We start from the raw sequence: 15,505 nt of genomic DNA on the forward strand, positions 1-15,505 counted from the left end.
TGTCAGTCTGCCGCCAACCGCGCCTCGAACAGACCACGGACCCCCGGCTCGGCCCGCAACAACTCCAACGCCAACTCCGCGTGCCCCGGCACGAACCCGTTACCCACCAGCATCGTCACGTCCGCCGCCAGACCCTCCGCGCCCAACGCCGCCGCCGCGAAACTCGTCGCCATCGAGAAGAAGATCACCGTGCCGCCGTCCGCCGTGGCCAGCACCGCGCCATGCTCACAGCCCGGCACGTCCACGCACACCACCGTCACGTCCGCCGGCACCCCCAACGCCGTGGTCACCGCCGTCGACAGGCCCACCGGATCCCGCGCGTCCGCCAACGCCACCGCGTCGGCCAGCCCGGCCGCCGTCAGCGCGTCCCGCTCCGCCGCCACCGGCACCACCCCGACCGTACGGCCGGCGCCCGCCCGCCGCGCCGCGGCGAGGGACAACGACCCGCTCTTGCCGGCCCCGCCGATCACCGCCACCGACACCGGACGCGGATCACCCTCCCGGGCCCGCCGCGCCACCTGCTCGGCCACCACCCGCGCGGTCAACGCCGGCGCCCCGCACACGTCCAGCACCGCCAGGGACAGCTCCGGGTGCAGATCCGCCGGCAGCACCGCGGCGATCGACCGCGCGAACAGGATCGCGTACCCGTCGCACGGCACCTGCTCGCTGCGCCCGTCCCACCGGGCCAACCCGTCGGAGATCGTCAACGGCGTCAGCGTCAACGACACCAGCGTGGCCACCCGGTCCCCCGCGCGCAGCCCCAACGGGGAGCGGCGCCCCGCCTCCTCCACCGTGCCGATCAGCATCCCGCCCGACCCGGTCACCGGGTTCTGCATCTTCCCCCGGGTCGAGATGATCTCCAGCACCTCGGCGCGGACCTTCTCCCCGTCCCCGCCGTGCTTCTCCGCCAACTGCCGGAAGCTCGCCGCGTCCAGGTTCAGCCGTTCCACCCGGATCCGCACCTCGTTCGCCGCGATCCGCGGGTCGGCGTCCAGCCGCCAGGCCGCCTGCGGCAGCACCCCCGCCGGTTCCACGACGCGGTGCAGACCCACCGGTGACGTCACGCCGACCCCCTATGTCCAGCCGCCCGAACCTCTGGCCGAGGTTCGCGTCGCGGGAAAACTTACGGCAGACTAATTTCTTCACCGCAGATTTTCCAGTAGCCTTCGCAAGGTTGATCAACCAGCACCCGCAGACGAGGAGGGGCCGTGACCCAGACCCAACCGGTGGAGACCATCCCGACGCCCCGCTCCACGCCGGTCGCCGTCCCCGCCGCCGGACAACCCTACGAATACCGGCGCACCCCCCTGGTCGAACCCGACTGGACCCGCTTCCCCGGCTGGCGCCACGTCACCCGCGAACAGTGGGAGAACGCCCAGTGGCAGCGCGTCAACTGCGTCAAGAACATCAAGCAGCTCCGCGCCGTCCTCGGTGACCTCGTCGACGAGACGTTCTACGCCGACCTCGAGGCCGACCAGAAGGCCCTGGCCACCATGTCCATGCTGGTGCCACCCCAGATGATCAACACGATGGTGCCGTTCGCGCCGATGACCACCGAGGCGCTGCTCGCCGACCCGGTCCGCCGCTACATGATCCCCGTCGCCTCCGACCGGCGCACCGACTGGCCCTCACACCCCTACGCCAGCCGCGACAGCCTCCACGAACACGACATGTGGGTCGCCGAGGGTCTCACCCACCGCTACCCCACCAAGGTCCTCGCCGAGCTGCTCTCCACCTGCCCGCAATACTGCGGGCACTGCACCCGCATGGACCTCGTCGGCAACTCCACCCCCGCCGTCGACAAGCTCAAGCTCACCCTCAAGCCGGTCGACCGCTACGACGCCCACATCGCCTACCTCAAGGCCCACCCCGGCGTACGCGACGTGGTCGTCTCCGGCGGCGACGTCGCCAACGTGCCCTGGCGCAACCTCGAGTCCTACCTGATGCGCCTGCTGGAGATCGAGACCATCCGCGACATCCGGCTCGCCACCAAGGCCCTGATGGGCCTGCCCCAGCACTGGCTCCAGCCCGACGTCGTCGAGGGCCTGGAACGCGTCGCCCGCACCGCCGCCCGGCGCGGCGTGAACCTCGCCATCCACACCCACGTCAACCACGCCCAGTCGCTGACCCCGCTGGTCGCCAAGGCCGCCCAGACCGCCCTCGACGTCGGGGTCCGGGACGTCCGCAACCAGGGCGTGCTGATGCGCGGCGTCAACGCCACCAGCGCCGACCTGCTCGACCTCTGCTTCGCGCTCCAGGGCGAGACGGGCATCCTGCCGTACTACTTCTACATGTGCGACATGATCCCCAACGCCGAGCACTGGCGGGTCCCGGTCTGGCACGCCCAGCAGCTCCAGCACGACATCATGGGCTACCTGCCCGGCTACGCCACCCCGCGCATCGTCTGCGACGTGCCGTTCGTCGGCAAGCGGTGGGTGCACATGCTCACCGACTACGACCGCGAGCGCGGCATCTCCTACTGGACGAAGAACTACCGCACCTCGATCGAGTCCGCCGACCTGGAGGCGCTCAACAAGCGCTACGCGTACTACGACCCGATCGACACGCTGCCCGAGGCCGGCCAGTCCTGGTGGCACGCGCACCGCGACGACTGACCCGCGCCACCGCACACCCGAAGGCGGGCCACCTGTAACAGGTGGCCCGCCTTCGCTCGTCGTCACTTCTCGAACGCGTCCTTGACGTCGCGACCGGCCTGCTTGACGTTCTCGCCGGCCTGCTTGGCGCGCGCCGTGCTCTGCTCGCTGGCGCCCTCGGCCCGCAACCGCTCGTTGTCGGTCACGTCCCCGATGCGCTCCTTGGCCATGCCGCTCATTTCCTGGGCCTTGTTCTTCGCCTTGTCGGTGAAGCTCATGTCGCCCTCCCTTGTCCGGCTGCGCCTTGCTCTTGTCGCGTCCCCGGTGTCGGTGGTGGCAAACGCTGTGGGGCGGCGCACATCGCGTAGTCCGTCCTAGGACAATAGGTTGGAGGTCTGTCTACCGGTCTAGGTCGCGTACCCGGTCCGTGACGGCCACCAGGCGGCGCCTGAGGGCGGTCTCCGCGATGCCCCGGACCGCCAGCGCCGGGTCGGCGTCGGGCAGGGTCAGCTCCGGCAGCAGGGCGACCGCCGCCCCGGCCCGGACCAGCTCGAGCTGGACGTCCGCGTCGCTGGAGCGGTGCCGCAGGTCGGGTTCGTAGCCGCCGAGAGCACGGCAGGTCCCGACCACCATGGCGTGGTGCCCGGTGCCCTCGGCGGAGGCGGTCCACACCTCGGCACGCAGGTCGGTGACCGCGACGGGTCCGCCGGGCCGGGCGAGGGGATGCGCGGCGGGGAGCACGATCCGCAGGGGCTCCTCGAACAGGCGGGTGAAACGAAGCCCTGCCGGCCGGGGGCGGGGATGGCTGTCGTACTCGTCGCCGATGACCAGGTCGACAGCGCCCAGGCGCAGGCCCGGCAGGGACTGTTCGAGTTCCAGCTCGAAGATCTCCACCCGGACCCGCGGGTGGTCCGCCCGCATCCGGGCCACGGCCGGCACGAGCAGCCGGCGCGACGCCGATTGCAGGCCGCCCGCCCGGACGCTCCCCCGGACGTCACCGCCGAGGGCGGCCAGGTCGGCTTCCGCCGCCTCGGCCGCCGACAGCAGCACCCGGGCGTGCCGGGCGAGCACCCGCCCGGCCTCGGTGAGCCGCACGCCGCGGCCGGCCCGGCCCAGCAACCGGACGCCCGCCTCCTTCTCCAGGAGGGCCAGCTGCTGGGAGACCGTCGACGGGCTGTAGCCCAGAGCCGCGGCGACCGCGGCCATCGTGCCGCGTTCCTCGAACTCACGCAGGAAACGCAACCGCCGCAGGTCCAGCTCGATCATGCGGAAATCCTCATGATTCACCTGCGGAACTCATCGCTGGACCTGGGCAGTCGACGCCGGTGATCCTTGCCGCATGGGTGCCGCGCTGTGTCTCCTGTCCGCTGCCTGCTTCGGCGCGATGGCCGTCTTCGGCAAGCTCGCGTACGACGCCGGGGTCTCCCCCACCGCGCTGCTGCTGGTGCGTTTCGGCCTGGCCGCCGTACTGCTCGGGCTCGTCCTGCTCACCCGGCCGGGTCTGCGCGGCGCGACGCCGGGCGACACCGGGGACCGAGGGCCGGCGACGAGGCGCGGCCGGACGACGGCCATCGCCCTGGGGCTGGGCGCGGTCGGGTACGCCACGCAGGCGAGCCTGTTCTTCTCCGCGCTGGAGCTGATGGACGCGTCCCTGCTGGCGCTGATCCTCTACACGTACCCGGTCATGGTGACCGTGGCGGCGGTGCTGCTCGGCCGCGACCGGCTCACCCCGAGACGCGGCGCGGCGCTGGTGGCCGCGTCGGGCGGAACGCTGCTGGTCCTGCTCGGCGCCGGCAGCACCGGCTTCCACCCGCTCGGCGCGTTGCTGGCCGTCGCCTCCGCCGTCACCTACACGGTCTACATCCTGGTCTCCGACACCGTCGTGCACCGGCTGGCGCCCGTAGCGTTGTCGGCGCTGGTGATGACCGGCGCCGCCGGCACCCTCGGCGGCCGTGCCCTGGTCACCGGAGGCGTGGACCTGAGCTTCGGGTGGCGGGGATGGTTCTGGCTGGCCGCCATCGCGGTGATCTCCACCGTCGTGGCGATGCTGGCCTTCTTCGCCGGGCTGAAGCGAACCGGTCCGTCCACCGCGGCCATCCTGTCCACCTTCGAACCGGTGGTCACCGCCGCGCTGGCCACGCTCGCCCTCGGCGAGGCCCTGACGCTCGCGCAGCTCGCCGGCGGCGCGCTGGTGCTGTCCTCCGTCGCGGTCCTGGAATTGCGCCCCGGCCGCGCACGCCCCGGGGAACAGTCGCCCGGCCGACCGGGTGCGGCACGCGACACCGAACCGACGCCGGCGGCCCGGTAGCGCCGCTGCGAACCGTCGCCGGGCCGGGCCCGCCCCGGCATGGTTGACTGGGGCGGTGAATGAGATCCTGCTGGTCCGGCACGGCGAGACCACCTGGAGCGCCAGCCACCGGCACACCTCGTACACCGATCTGGAGCTGACCGCCGACGGCGAGCGCCAGGCCCGCGCGCTCGCTCCCCTGCTCGCCGGCCGGCGCTTCGTGCGGGTGCTGTCCAGCCCGCGGCAACGCGCCACCCGCACCGCCGCCCTGGCCGGGCTCACCGTGGACGCCACCGACCCCGAGCTGGCCGAGTGGAACTACGGCGAGTACGAGGGCCGCACCACCGCGGACATCCAGGAGGAACGGCCCGGCTGGTCGATCTGGACCGACGGCGGCCCCGGCGGGGAGTCACCGGAGCAGGCGGGCGCCCGCCTCGACCGCGTGCTGGACCGGGTCACCCCGCTGCTGGCGCAGGGCAGCGTCGCGCTGGTCGGGCACGGCCACAGCCTGCGGGCGCTCGGGGCCCGCTGGATCGGGCTGCCGCCGTCGGCCGGCGGGCTGCTGCGGTTGGACACCGCCACGCTCAGCGTGCTCGGTCACGAGCACGGCCGGCGGGTCATCCAGCGGTGGAACCTGCCGGCTCCGACGACGACCGGGCCCGCCCCCGACCAGGCAGCTCGGCACTGATCTTCGGCGGGCGGTTCTCGTAGGGCGTGGAGAGCACCACTGTGGTGCGGGTGGTGACGTTCGCGGAGGTGCGGATCTCCTGCAGCAGCCGCTCCAGGTCGGCCGGGCCGGCCACCCGTACCAGCAGGAGATAGAAATCCTCCCCCGCGACCGAGTAGCAGGAGTCGATCTCCGGCAGGTGGGCCAGCCGCTCCGGCGCGTCGTCGGGCTGCGACGGGTCGAACGGCCGGATCGCCACGAACGCGGTCAACGGCAGCTCCAGCGCCTCGAACGACACGCGGGCGGCGTATCCCCTGATCACGCCGCGCTGCTCCAGCCGGCGGACCCGCTGGTGCACGGCGGACACCGACAGGCCCACCCGCTCGGCCAGGTCCGTGTAGGACAGGCGACCGTCCCCGGTCAGTGCGGCCACGATCGCGCGGTCGATCTCCTCCACGCGGTGCAACCTACCGGAGATAGCGCTCCCACGCCGTACCCGCCCCGCCGTCGTGACGCTCAGCGCGCCGTCCGGTCGCGGACCGCGTCGGCGGCGTAGTTCAGCACCTCCGTCAGGTCCTCCTCGTCGAGGAACGGCAGATCGGTGAGGATGTCGGTGACGGACATGCCGTCGGCCATCATGGCCAACAGCGTGGCCACCGGGACGCGCGACTGCCGCACGCACGGCGCGCCGCCCATCACGTCGGGGTCGGCGGTGATCCGGGGGAAGGTCACCGCGACAGGTTAGCCCTTCGCCAGGGCGCGGGAGATGACCAGCCGCTGGATCTGGTTGGTGCCCTCGACGATCTGCAGCACCTTCGCCTCGCGCATGTACCGCTCGACCGGGTGGTCGGCGACGTAGCCGGCGCCGCCGAGCACCTGCACCGCGTCGGTGGTCACCCGCATCGCCAGGTCGGTGGCGAACAGCTTCGCCTTCGCCGCCTCGATCGAGTACGGCCGGCCGGCGTCCCGCAGCCGCGCGGCGGCCAGCAGCAGCGCGCGGGCGGCGGAGATGCCGGTGGCGTGGTCGGCGAGGGTGAAGCCGAGCCCTTGGAAGTCGACGATCGCGCGGCCGAACTGCTGCCGCTGGCGCGCGTAGTCGACCGCGTAGTCCAGCGCGGCCTGCGCCAGGCCGACCGCGCAGGCGGCGATGCCGAGGCGGCCGGAGTCCAGCGCCGCCATGGCGATGGTGAAGCCGGCGCCCTCGCCGCCGATCAGCCGCTCGGCCGGCACCCGGGCGTCGTCGAACGCGATCTGCGCGACCGGGGAGGCGTGCAGGCCCATGGTGCGCTCGGCGGCCTGCGGTGCGATGCCGGGCGTGGCCCGCTCGGCCAGCAGGCAGGAGATGCCCTTCGGGCCGGGCCCGCCGGTGCGGCAGAAGATGTTGTAGAAGTCGGCGACCCGGGCATGGGTGATCCACGCCTTGGTGCCGGTCACCACGTATTCGTCGCCGTCGCGGACCGCCCGGGTGGTCAGCGCCGCCGCGTCCGACCCGCCCTGCGGCTCGGAGAGGCAGTATGCCCCGAGCAGCTCCCCGCCGATCATGTCGGGCAGCAGCTTGCGCTGCTCGTCGGTGCCGAACTGCGCGAGGGGGTAGCAGGACAGCGTGTGCACGCTGACCGCCTCGGCCACGGCCAGCCACCGGCTGGCGAGGATCTCCAGCACCTGGAGATAGACCTCGTACGGCTGGGCGGCGCCGCCGTGCTCCTCGGCGTACGGCAGGCCGAGCAGGCCGGCCCGGCCCAGGGTGCGCAGCACGTCACGGGGGAACTCGGCGCGCTCCTCGAAGCCGGCGGCCTTCGGCGCCAGCTCCCGGTCGGCGAGCTCGGTGGCGAGCTCCAGCAGGTCGTGGGCCTCGTCGGTGGGCAGGATCCGGTCGACGTTCATAGCGCGATGAGCTCCGTGGGGTGGGTGAGCCGGTGCGGCGTCCGGGGTACGGACCCTGCCAGCTTAACGCTCGTTTGGGCGGCGGCGGGAGTGCGCGGCGCTGTCGTACCCGTGGTCCATGATCCTTGTCGTCACAGCGGCACGGAACACGGGCCGGCGACGGCGTTCCGGCGTGCCCGGCGGCCGGTCCGCCGGCGGGGAGGTCGAAACGATGACGGAGCCGACGGACGCCGCGCGGCGACGGCGGAGCGTGCTGCGGGTCGCGCCCCCGGCGCGGGCCCGCAAGCTGGCCAAGGTCCCCTTCGTGGAGCTGGCCGACGGGCGGTTGCAGGGAGTGGTGTCCAGCGGGTCCGACGTGGAACGGGTCTACGTCTCCTCGGTGACCGCCGGCAGCCACGCGGTCAACTGCAGCACCAACAACAACCGCCCCTGCGGCGGCCTGCGCGGCAGCCTGCTCTGCAAGCACCTGCACGCGCTCGCCGACGAGGCCGTGCTCCAGTACGGCCTCGCGCAGGTCGCCCGCTACCTGCGCATCGACGCCGGCGACGGCGTCGACGACGGCGCCGGCCTGCTGGCCCGCACCGACGCGCGGCACGAGCCCGGGCCGGCGGCGATGGTGTTCAGCCGCTTCCTGCGCCACCTGGCCTACCTGGAGGTCCCGCCGAGCACCACACCGGTGCCCGAGCTGCACTGGTTCCCGGCCACCACCGGGGTGCGCTGATGCTCGCCGCGCAGCTCACCCAGCTCGACGACGGCGCACCCGCCGGGCTGGCCGAGGCACTCGCCGTGGTCGACGGCGTCGACGACTCGCTCACCCGCGGCCTGGCCCGGCTGAGCGAGCCGGACGCCGCCGCCTGGGCGGCGCTGGCCACCGCGGTCGACGGCACCCCGCTGGCCGACCGCACCGCCGAGGCGGTGCGCGCCGCGACGACCGGCGCGCTCACCCAGGAACACCTGGGGGTGCTCGCCGGCGCCCGTTCCGCGCTGCTCGGCGCCGCCCACGACGCGCTGCGGGACCGCCTCGACGCGGCCCTGCACCGGTCCCGCGACCCGTGGCCCGCCGCGCCGCCGGCAGCCGTCCCCGGGCCGGGCACCACCCCGGCCCTGGCCGGGGCACGCGCCTGGCTGCACGAGCTGACGCTCGCCGGCTGGCAGGGCGCCGACCACGAGCTGCTCTCCGGCGCCGCCGGGCCGGTGGAGGCCACGCTCGCCGAGCCGGCCCAGCGCCGCCTCGCGGTGCTGCTCGACGGTCTCGCCGCCGAGCTGCGCGCCGGCCTGCCGGTGACCGCCGCGACACCGGCGCCCGCCCGAAGATGGGCCGACCTGTGGGCCCGGGCCGTGCTGCTCGCCGCCGGCGCCGCCACCGAGGCCACCCCGGCGGCGCCGGTGACCGGTCGGCTGCTGCCGCTCGGCGTCGACGTGCACGAGCACGACACCGCGTTCCAGGCGCAACTGCACGCCCTGCTCGAACCGGCCGGCGGCGGCCCGACCCGGCTGGTCCGGGTCACCGTCGTCGCGGCGAAGGTCGCCACCATCGTCGGCCCGGCCGGCTGGCGGCTGCTGGACGCGTACCCGGTGCTGCTCAAGGCCCTCGCCGAGCGGCGCGCCGTGACCGTCACCGACCTGCCCGCGCACGGCGGCGACCTGCACTGGGTCGAGGAGCGGGCCGCGCTCGGCGACCCGGCCGACCCGTTCGCCACCGCCCGGGTGCTGCTCACCGGCGCGACCGCGCCCGCGACCCCGCCGCTGCAACGCCACCCCACCGCGATCGCCGAACCGGTCCTCGTCGAGGGCCGGGTCGTCCGCGACGGCGACGGCCACCCGGTGCTCGAGCTCGACGGCCGGACCATCCCGCTGGCCACCGACCGGCTGCCCGCGGCCGGGCCGCTCACCCCGACGCTCATCGACGCCGCCACCGCGTGCCTCGGCCTGCTGCGCTGGGACGACGACCGCTGGCTGCTGCAACCGCTCGCCGTGCGGGCCACCGTCAAACGCCAGACCGTCGAGGCGCACAACGGCGACTGGGCGTGCGGCATCACCGACGCGAAAGTGGCAAAGGCCGAGGCGCGCGCCGGCGACGCGGTGGCCGTGCTGCGCGAACGCGCCGGAAGGTTGCTGCGCCGATGACCGCCGACCACGACCACGCCAACCGCCGCCAGGTGCTCTACTGGCGGCTGCTCGCCCGCCTGTTCCACAGCGACGAGCAGCCCGCGCTGGAATCCGCCAGCGTCGCCGTCGTCGACGACCTCGGCCTGCCCGCCGCGCTGCTGGACCCGGCCGTCTCGGTCGACACCGTCGTCCAGCGCTTCCCGGCGCTCGCCGACGAGCTGCGCGGCCTGCTCACCCCCGACCCCGACGCGCCGGCCGGGCCGTTCCAGCCCACCGGGGCCGAGGTACGCCGCGCCGCGCTGGCGTCCAAGCTGCTGCTCAACGTGTTCGCCACCGGCGCCGGCGAGGTCAGCGCCGGGCAACTGGCCCGCTGGCAGGCCGACGCCGGCTGGTTCGAGCAGGCGTGCGGCGCCGCCCCCGGGGAGCTGCGCCGGGACGGAACCGGCCTCGGCGCCACGCTCGCCGGCCTCGAGGGCGACCTGGTCCGCCGGATGCGCCTGCGGGAAGTGCTCGCCGACCCGGTGCTGGCCGCCCGGCTGACCCCGAGCATGTCCCTGATCGAGCAGCTCCTGCGTGACAAGTCGAACCTGTCCGGGGTGGCGCTGGCCAACGCCAAGTCGCTGATCCGCCGCTACGTCGACCAGGTCGCCGAGGTGCTGCGCACGCAGGTGGCGCAGGCCACCGTCGGCGCGGTCGACCGGTCGGTGCCGCCCAAGCGGGTCTACCGCAACCTCGACCTGGACCGCACCATCTGGCAGAACCTCACCAACTGGAGCCCCGACGACGAGCGCCTCTACGTCGACCGGCTCTACTACCGGCAGACCGCGCGGCGCACCACGCCGTCGCGGCTCATCGTGGTCGTCGACCAGTCCGGCTCGATGGTCGACTCGATGGTCAACTGCACCATCCTCGCCTCCATCTTCGCCGGGCTGCCCAAGGTCGACGTGCACCTCATCGCGTACGACACCCGGGCGCTGGACCTCACGCCGTGGGTGCACGACCCGTTCGAGGTGCTGCTGCGCACCAACCTCGGCGGCGGCAACGACGGCCCGGTCGCCATGGCGCTGGCCCGCCCCAAGATCGTCGAGCCGCGCAACACGGTGCTGGTCTGGATCTCCGACTTCTACGAGTTCGACCGCTCCCAGCCACTGTTCGACGGCATCGAGGCCGTGCACCGCTCCGGGGTGAAGTTCATCCCGGTGGGCTCCGTCAACAGCTCCGGCCACCAGAGCGTCAACCCCTGGTTCCGGCAGCGCCTCAAGGACCTGGGCACCCCGGTCATCTCCGGCCACATCCGCAAGCTCGTCGTCGAGCTGAAGAACTTCCTCACCTAGGAGAGCACCCCTGATGTCCGACATGCTCCGCGCCCCCGCCGAGGTCACCTACGCCGACGAGCTGGCCTACCTCGAGTCGGTCGACACCGGGCCGAAGCCGTTCTCCTGGCGCCTGAGCCCCCGCATGGTCCGGCTGTTCGTGCTCGGCTCCGAACGCGCCGACGGCCTCGACCGGGAGATCCCGCAGAAGTGGTTCGGCGACCGCAGCTTCGTCGAACGCAGCATCGTCACGCTCGCCTCCGACCGGGGCCTGCTGCTCATCGGCGACCCCGGCACCGGCAAGAGCTGGCTCGCCGAGCTGCTCTCGGCCGCGATCTGCGGCAACTCCACGCTGGTCGTGCAGGGCACCGCCGGCACCACCGAGGACCACATCAAGTACTCGTGGAACGTCTCCATGGTCATCGCCCGCGGCCAGTCCCGCGAGTCGATGATCCCCTCGCCGATCATGACCGCGATGGAGCGCGGCGTCATCGGCCGCTTCGAGGAGCTGACCCGCTCCACCAGCGACGTGCAGGACGCGCTCATCTCGATCCTCTCCGAGAAGTACGTCGCCATCCCCGAACTGGACCAGGACAACATCGTCTTCGCCCAGCCCGGCTTCTCGATCATCGCCACCGCGAACAGCCGTGACCGGGGCGTCAACGACCTCTCCTCCGCGCTCAAGCGGCGGTTCAACTTCGTCCGCATCCCGGTCGTCACCAACAAGCGCAGCGAAGCCGAGATCGTCCGCTTCCGCACCGAGGAACTGCTGCGCCGGCACCGCATCGAGCTGGAGGTCCCGCCCACCCTGCTCGACATCCTGCTGCAGAGCTTCGCCGACCTGCGCGCCGCCGCGTCCGCCGCCACCAGCGACGACGAGAAGCTCGAGTCGGCGCTGTCCACCGCCGAGCAGATCGGCGTGCTGGAGGACGCCGTCCTGCACAGCCAGTTCTTCGGCGACCGCACCCTGCGCGCCGGGACGCTCGCCGGCTCCCTGGTCGGCTCGCTGGCCCGACGCAGCCCCGAGGACCTGGCCATCCTCAACAAATACCTGCACGGCGTCGTCGAGCCCCGGGCCAAGGCCGACGGCGGCGACTGGGACGGCTTCCTCGACGGCGGCCGCCAGGCGATCGCGTCGCTGTCATGACCGCACCCGCCCCGACCGGCCTCTTCGGCGCGCTGCGCGAGCAGCTCACCGACGCCGCCGCCGCGTTCGCCGACTCCCCCGACGCGCTCGCCGGGATCCTCGCCGGCATGGTCGACGACGTCGACCGGGCGCTCGGCGAACGGCTGGAGATCTTCCCGGTCTGCCACCACTCCCCCGCCTCCGCGCTGGCCATGGCCCGGCGGCTGCGTGCCCACCCACCCAAGGTGATCTACCTCGAACTCTGCGAGGACCTCCGCCCGCTCCTCGACGAACTGCGCAACTGCCGCCTCCCGGTGGCCGTGCAGGCGTTCGCCACCGAACTCGACGGCTTCCCCGCCGAGTGGAGCCCGCTGAGCGTCATCGCCCCGATCACCGAGGCGTCCGCGGAATACCAGGCCATCGCGTACGCGTTGGACACGCCCGGCGTCGAGCTGGTGCTGGTGGACCGCTCCACCGACCACGTCTTCCAGTGGACGCCGCGCGACGCCGAGGCGGCCGGCCCCGACCCGGCCCCGGCCGCCGACGAGGACGCGGCGCTGCATGGCGACGCGGTCGGCGTGGAGATCGGCGACCTGCGCCCCCGCTTCGCCGAACTGGAAGCCCACCTCCTGCACCACGGCAAGGTCCGGCACTGGTCGGAGTGGTGGGACCAGTACGTCGAACGTCCCCTCGCCGACGCCGACCACGACACCTACCGGCAGGTCATGGTGCTGATCGGCAGCCTGTTCCGTCGGCTGCGCCCCACCCGGTCGGCCCGCGACGACCGCGACGAGGACCGGGAACGCCACATGTGGACGCGGATGCGCCAGCACCTCGCCGCCTCCGGCGCCGACCCGGCCGACTGCCTGTACGTCTGCGGCGCGTTCCACGCCGCCAGCCACGTCGAACAGTTCGGCCTCGACTCCACCGCCCCGGACTTCCCGATCAGCCCCCGCACCGGCACCCGCTGGCGCTACGGCCTCATTCCGTCCAGCCACTCCGCCATCGAGACGCAGTTCGGCCTGGCCCCCGGCACCGTCTCCATCGCGGCCGCCAACTGGACGGCCGCGGTCGGCCGCAGCCGGCTCACGCCGTACCGGCTGGCCGGGCAGCAGACCGGCAAGAAGGGTCGACGCCCCCGGGCCACCCCGACGGCCGCCCCATCCGACGAGACCGCCGACCGGCTCAGCGGCTTCCTCGCCGCCCCGCCGGCGCTCGACGCGCTGGACGAGGCGGAACTGCGCGGCTGGTGCGTCGACATCGTCCGGCTCGCCCGCCGCAACGGCTACCTCGCCAGCACCGCCGACGCGATCGCCGTGTTCGAGACCTCGATCCTGCTGGCCACCCTGCGCAACCGGGCCAAGCCGACCCCCTACGACTTCGCCGACGCCGCGGTCACCTGCATCGAGAAGGACGTGGTGCCGGGCCGGCGCGACGTCCGCCGGCTCTGCGAGATCCTGCTCGGCGGCGACCGCGTCGGCCAGGTCGGCTACGACTCGCTGCCGCAGCTGGCCCGCGACGTGCTCGACCGGCTCCGCCCGCTCGGCCTCGACCTGGAACGCCGCACCGTCCAACGGGCGCTGCTCGACCTGCGCGCCGACCCCGCGCTGACACCCTGCTCCGACCTGCTCTGGATGCTGCGCCACCTGCTGCCCGCCGACGCGGTCCGCCCGATCATGGGCGAGCGCCGCCTCGGCCACCGCTCCACCCAGGAGAGCTGGGACCTCGCCCTCGGCCGCAACCAGCGCGCCCTCATCGAGCTGGGCTACGAGGGCGTCACCGTCGAGCAGGTGCTGGAGCAACGACTGCGGCGCGCGGTCCGCGGCCCGGACGCCACCGCCGCCCGCGCGCTCGCCGCCGTCGAGGACGCCATCCGCCTGCTCGACAGTCCTCGGCTGGTGGACGAGCTCGGCGCGCGGGCGGTGGAGCTGCTCGCGGCCGAACGCACCGTCGACGACGCGCCGGAGGTGCTGCGCCGCATCCGGCGGCTGCTCGCCCACCACCGCACCACCGCGCCGACGCTGCCGGCCTGGTGCCAGGCGTTCGTCACCACCGGGTACGCCCACTACTGCACGCTGCTGCCCACCGCGTTCGTCGACGAGGCGACCGGCGTCCGTCAGGTCGGCGCCATGCTCGGCTTCCTGTTCAGCATGGAGAGCCTCGCGCTGTCGCTGGGCTGCGACCGGTCCCAGCTCGAACTGGCCGTCGCCCAGGCCCACCCCGAGGCGCCGGCCAAGCTGGCGCTGCTCTGGGCCGCCCGCCACCAGCTCGGCCTGCTGCCGCTGGCGCAGCTCCGCCAGCGGTGCGCCGAGTTGCTCGCCAACCCGCTGGTCGTGCCGGCGTTCCCGCAGTACCTGTCCGGGTTCGTCCACGCGCTCGACCCGGTGCCGGGGCTCGCGCCGTTCGTGGTCGAGACCATGTCGGCCGCGTTCGCCGGGCTGCCCGACCCGGTGCTGCTGCCATGGCTGCCCACCCTGATCACCACGCTGCGGGAGCACGGCCCGGAACTGGTGCCGCTGCTGGTCCGGGAGGCGGAACGCACCTTTCCCGCCACCCTGGCCGAGCTGGACGCCTGGACGCCCCCGTGGGCCGCCGCCCCGGCGCCGTCGACGCCCGAGCCGGTGGTCGCGGCCGGGCCGGTGCACCGCCTGCTGGCCGAGCACCCGGACGCCACCGACGCGGTGGCCGCGTTGCTTGGTTGCGCCGGGCCGTGGCGCTCCCCCACCGCTGATGAGCCACCGGCGCGGAGTGTCGCCTCGACGCTGCTCGCCGCCCATCCGGCGACCGTCGACGCCGTGGCGGCCCTCCTGGCGTCGGGCTGACGGCGCGACCGCGGCGGGCGGCGTCGGCCGCGGCGGGCGCTGTCGGCCGCCGCGGGCGCTGTCGGCCGCCGCGGGCGCTGTCGGGCTGACCGTCGTGTCGTGGTGACGCGGCGTGGACCGGTCCGGCGACCGGCGCGCGCGTCCTTCCGGGTGCCGGCCGCCGGACCGGGGGTGGGGTTGCCGGGGGCGGGCACCATGGAGTGGTGATCCGCTTCCTGCTGAACCTGCTGTGGCTCGTCTTCGGCGGCGGCATCGTCCTGGCCCTGGGCTACGGCGTGGCCGCCCTGATCTGCTTCGTCCTGGTCGTCACCATCCCGTTCGGCGTCGCCTCGCTGCGCCTCGCCTCGTACGCGCTGTGGCCCTTCGGGCGCACGCTCGTGCCGAAGCCCGGCGCCGGCGTCCCGTCCGGGCTGGCGAACGTGCTCTGGGTGCTGCTGGCCGGCTGGTGGCTCGCCCTGTCGCACATCCTCGCCGGGGTAGCGCTCTGCGTGACGATCATCGGCATCCCGTTCGGCGTGGCCAACTTCAAGCTGGTCCCGGCCGCGCTCTGGCCGCTCGGCCAAGAGGTCGTCGAGACGCCCTGACGCTGGGGCCGCTGGGGCCGCTCGGGCCGCTCGGGCCGCTCGGGCCGCTCGGGCCGCTCGGGCCGCTCGGGCCGCTCGGGCCGCTCGGGCCGCTCGGGCCGCTCGGGCCGCTCGGGCCG

Annotated in this window: 15 protein-coding genes; 9 read left to right on the plus strand and 6 right to left on the minus strand. The window is 73.8% G+C overall.

What is annotated here, in order from left to right:
- Positions 1-2 precede the first annotated feature (2 nt).
- Positions 3-1,052, minus strand: a complete 1,050-nt coding sequence (locus tag ACH495_RS25750; protein ID WP_396860288.1) for a zinc-binding alcohol dehydrogenase — start codon at positions 1,050-1,052, stop codon at positions 3-5.
- A gap of 156 nt (positions 1,053-1,208) precedes the next feature.
- Between ACH495_RS25750 and ACH495_RS25755 the strand changes: the two genes are divergently transcribed.
- Positions 1,209-2,615, plus strand: a complete 1,407-nt coding sequence (locus ACH495_RS25755) for a KamA family radical SAM protein (protein WP_396860268.1) — start codon at positions 1,209-1,211, stop codon at positions 2,613-2,615.
- 62 nt (positions 2,616-2,677) lie between these two features.
- Here ACH495_RS25755 and ACH495_RS25760 read toward each other — a convergent pair whose 3' ends face one another.
- Together ACH495_RS25760 and ACH495_RS25765 are read right to left on the minus strand one after the other, a co-directional pair.
- Positions 2,678-2,872 carry a CsbD family protein gene (locus ACH495_RS25760; RefSeq protein ID WP_091057359.1) on the minus strand — a complete coding sequence of 65 codons (195 nt, stop codon included), beginning with the start codon at positions 2,870-2,872 and terminating at the stop codon, positions 2,678-2,680.
- 121 nt (positions 2,873-2,993) lie between these two features.
- The gene (locus tag ACH495_RS25765; protein WP_396860269.1) at positions 2,994-3,860 is read right to left on the minus strand and encodes a LysR family transcriptional regulator; all 867 of its coding nucleotides are present in this window, start codon (positions 3,858-3,860) and stop codon (positions 2,994-2,996) included.
- A 73-nt stretch (positions 3,861-3,933) separates the two neighbouring features.
- Here ACH495_RS25765 and ACH495_RS25770 point away from each other — a divergent pair, with 73 nt between their 5' ends.
- Both ACH495_RS25770 and ACH495_RS25775 read left to right on the plus strand, forming a co-directional pair.
- Positions 3,934-4,902, plus strand: coding sequence for a DMT family transporter (locus ACH495_RS25770; protein WP_396860270.1), 969 nt, complete (start codon positions 3,934-3,936; stop codon positions 4,900-4,902).
- A 55-nt stretch (positions 4,903-4,957) separates the two neighbouring features.
- Positions 4,958-5,569 carry a histidine phosphatase family protein gene (locus ACH495_RS25775; protein ID WP_396860271.1) on the plus strand — a complete coding sequence of 204 codons (612 nt, stop codon included), beginning with the start codon at positions 4,958-4,960 and terminating at the stop codon, positions 5,567-5,569.
- Here ACH495_RS25775 and ACH495_RS25780 read toward each other — a convergent pair.
- Genes ACH495_RS25780 through ACH495_RS25790 form a run of 3 tightly spaced genes read right to left on the minus strand, consistent with a single transcriptional unit; the run spans position 5,499 to position 7,432 of the window.
- Positions 5,499-6,005, minus strand: coding sequence for an Lrp/AsnC family transcriptional regulator (locus tag ACH495_RS25780; protein WP_396860272.1), 507 nt, complete (start codon positions 6,003-6,005; stop codon positions 5,499-5,501). The two genes, ACH495_RS25775 and ACH495_RS25780, sit on opposite strands and share 71 nt — an antisense overlap.
- A 59-nt stretch (positions 6,006-6,064) precedes the next feature.
- The gene (locus ACH495_RS25785; protein WP_396860273.1) at positions 6,065-6,280 is read right to left on the minus strand and encodes a DUF433 domain-containing protein; all 216 of its coding nucleotides are present in this window, start codon (positions 6,278-6,280) and stop codon (positions 6,065-6,067) included.
- A 9-nt stretch (positions 6,281-6,289) separates the two neighbouring features.
- Positions 6,290-7,432: an acyl-CoA dehydrogenase family protein gene (locus ACH495_RS25790; protein WP_396860274.1), complete on the minus strand. Its 1,143-nt coding sequence runs from the start codon at positions 7,430-7,432 to the stop codon at positions 6,290-6,292.
- Positions 7,433-7,682: 250 nt separating this feature from the next.
- Here ACH495_RS25790 and ACH495_RS25795 point away from each other — a divergent pair, with 250 nt between their 5' ends.
- From ACH495_RS25795 to ACH495_RS25820, 6 genes are all read left to right on the plus strand, one after another.
- A complete protein-coding gene (locus ACH495_RS25795) occupies positions 7,683-8,153 on the plus strand; it encodes a hypothetical protein (protein ID WP_396860289.1) in 471 nt (156 codons plus the stop codon).
- Positions 8,153-9,559: a hypothetical protein gene (locus ACH495_RS25800; protein WP_396860275.1), complete on the plus strand. Its 1,407-nt coding sequence runs from the start codon at positions 8,153-8,155 to the stop codon at positions 9,557-9,559. The genes ACH495_RS25795 and ACH495_RS25800 overlap by 1 nt, the downstream gene beginning before the upstream one ends.
- Entirely contained in the window at positions 9,556-10,875 is a 1,320-nt protein-coding gene (locus tag ACH495_RS25805; RefSeq protein ID WP_396860276.1) for a VWA domain-containing protein, read from the plus strand. Before ACH495_RS25800 ends, ACH495_RS25805 begins: the two co-directional genes overlap by 4 nt.
- A gap of 13 nt (positions 10,876-10,888) precedes the next feature.
- Entirely contained in the window at positions 10,889-12,001 is a 1,113-nt protein-coding gene (locus ACH495_RS25810; protein ID WP_396860277.1) for an AAA family ATPase, read from the plus strand.
- Complete coding sequence (locus ACH495_RS25815) at positions 11,998-14,802, plus strand: hypothetical protein (RefSeq protein ID WP_396860278.1); 2,805 nt, start codon at positions 11,998-12,000, stop codon at positions 14,800-14,802. Before ACH495_RS25810 ends, ACH495_RS25815 begins: the two co-directional genes overlap by 4 nt.
- Before the next feature lie 203 nt (positions 14,803-15,005).
- On the plus strand, positions 15,006-15,386 hold the full coding sequence (locus ACH495_RS25820; protein WP_199199704.1) for a YccF domain-containing protein: 381 nt from the start codon (positions 15,006-15,008) through the stop codon (positions 15,384-15,386).
- Positions 15,387-15,505: the final 119 nt, after the last annotated feature.

It is taken from the genome of Micromonospora sp. NPDC018662 (assembly GCF_044391475.1).
Lineage (GTDB): Bacteria > Actinomycetota > Actinomycetes > Mycobacteriales > Micromonosporaceae > Micromonospora.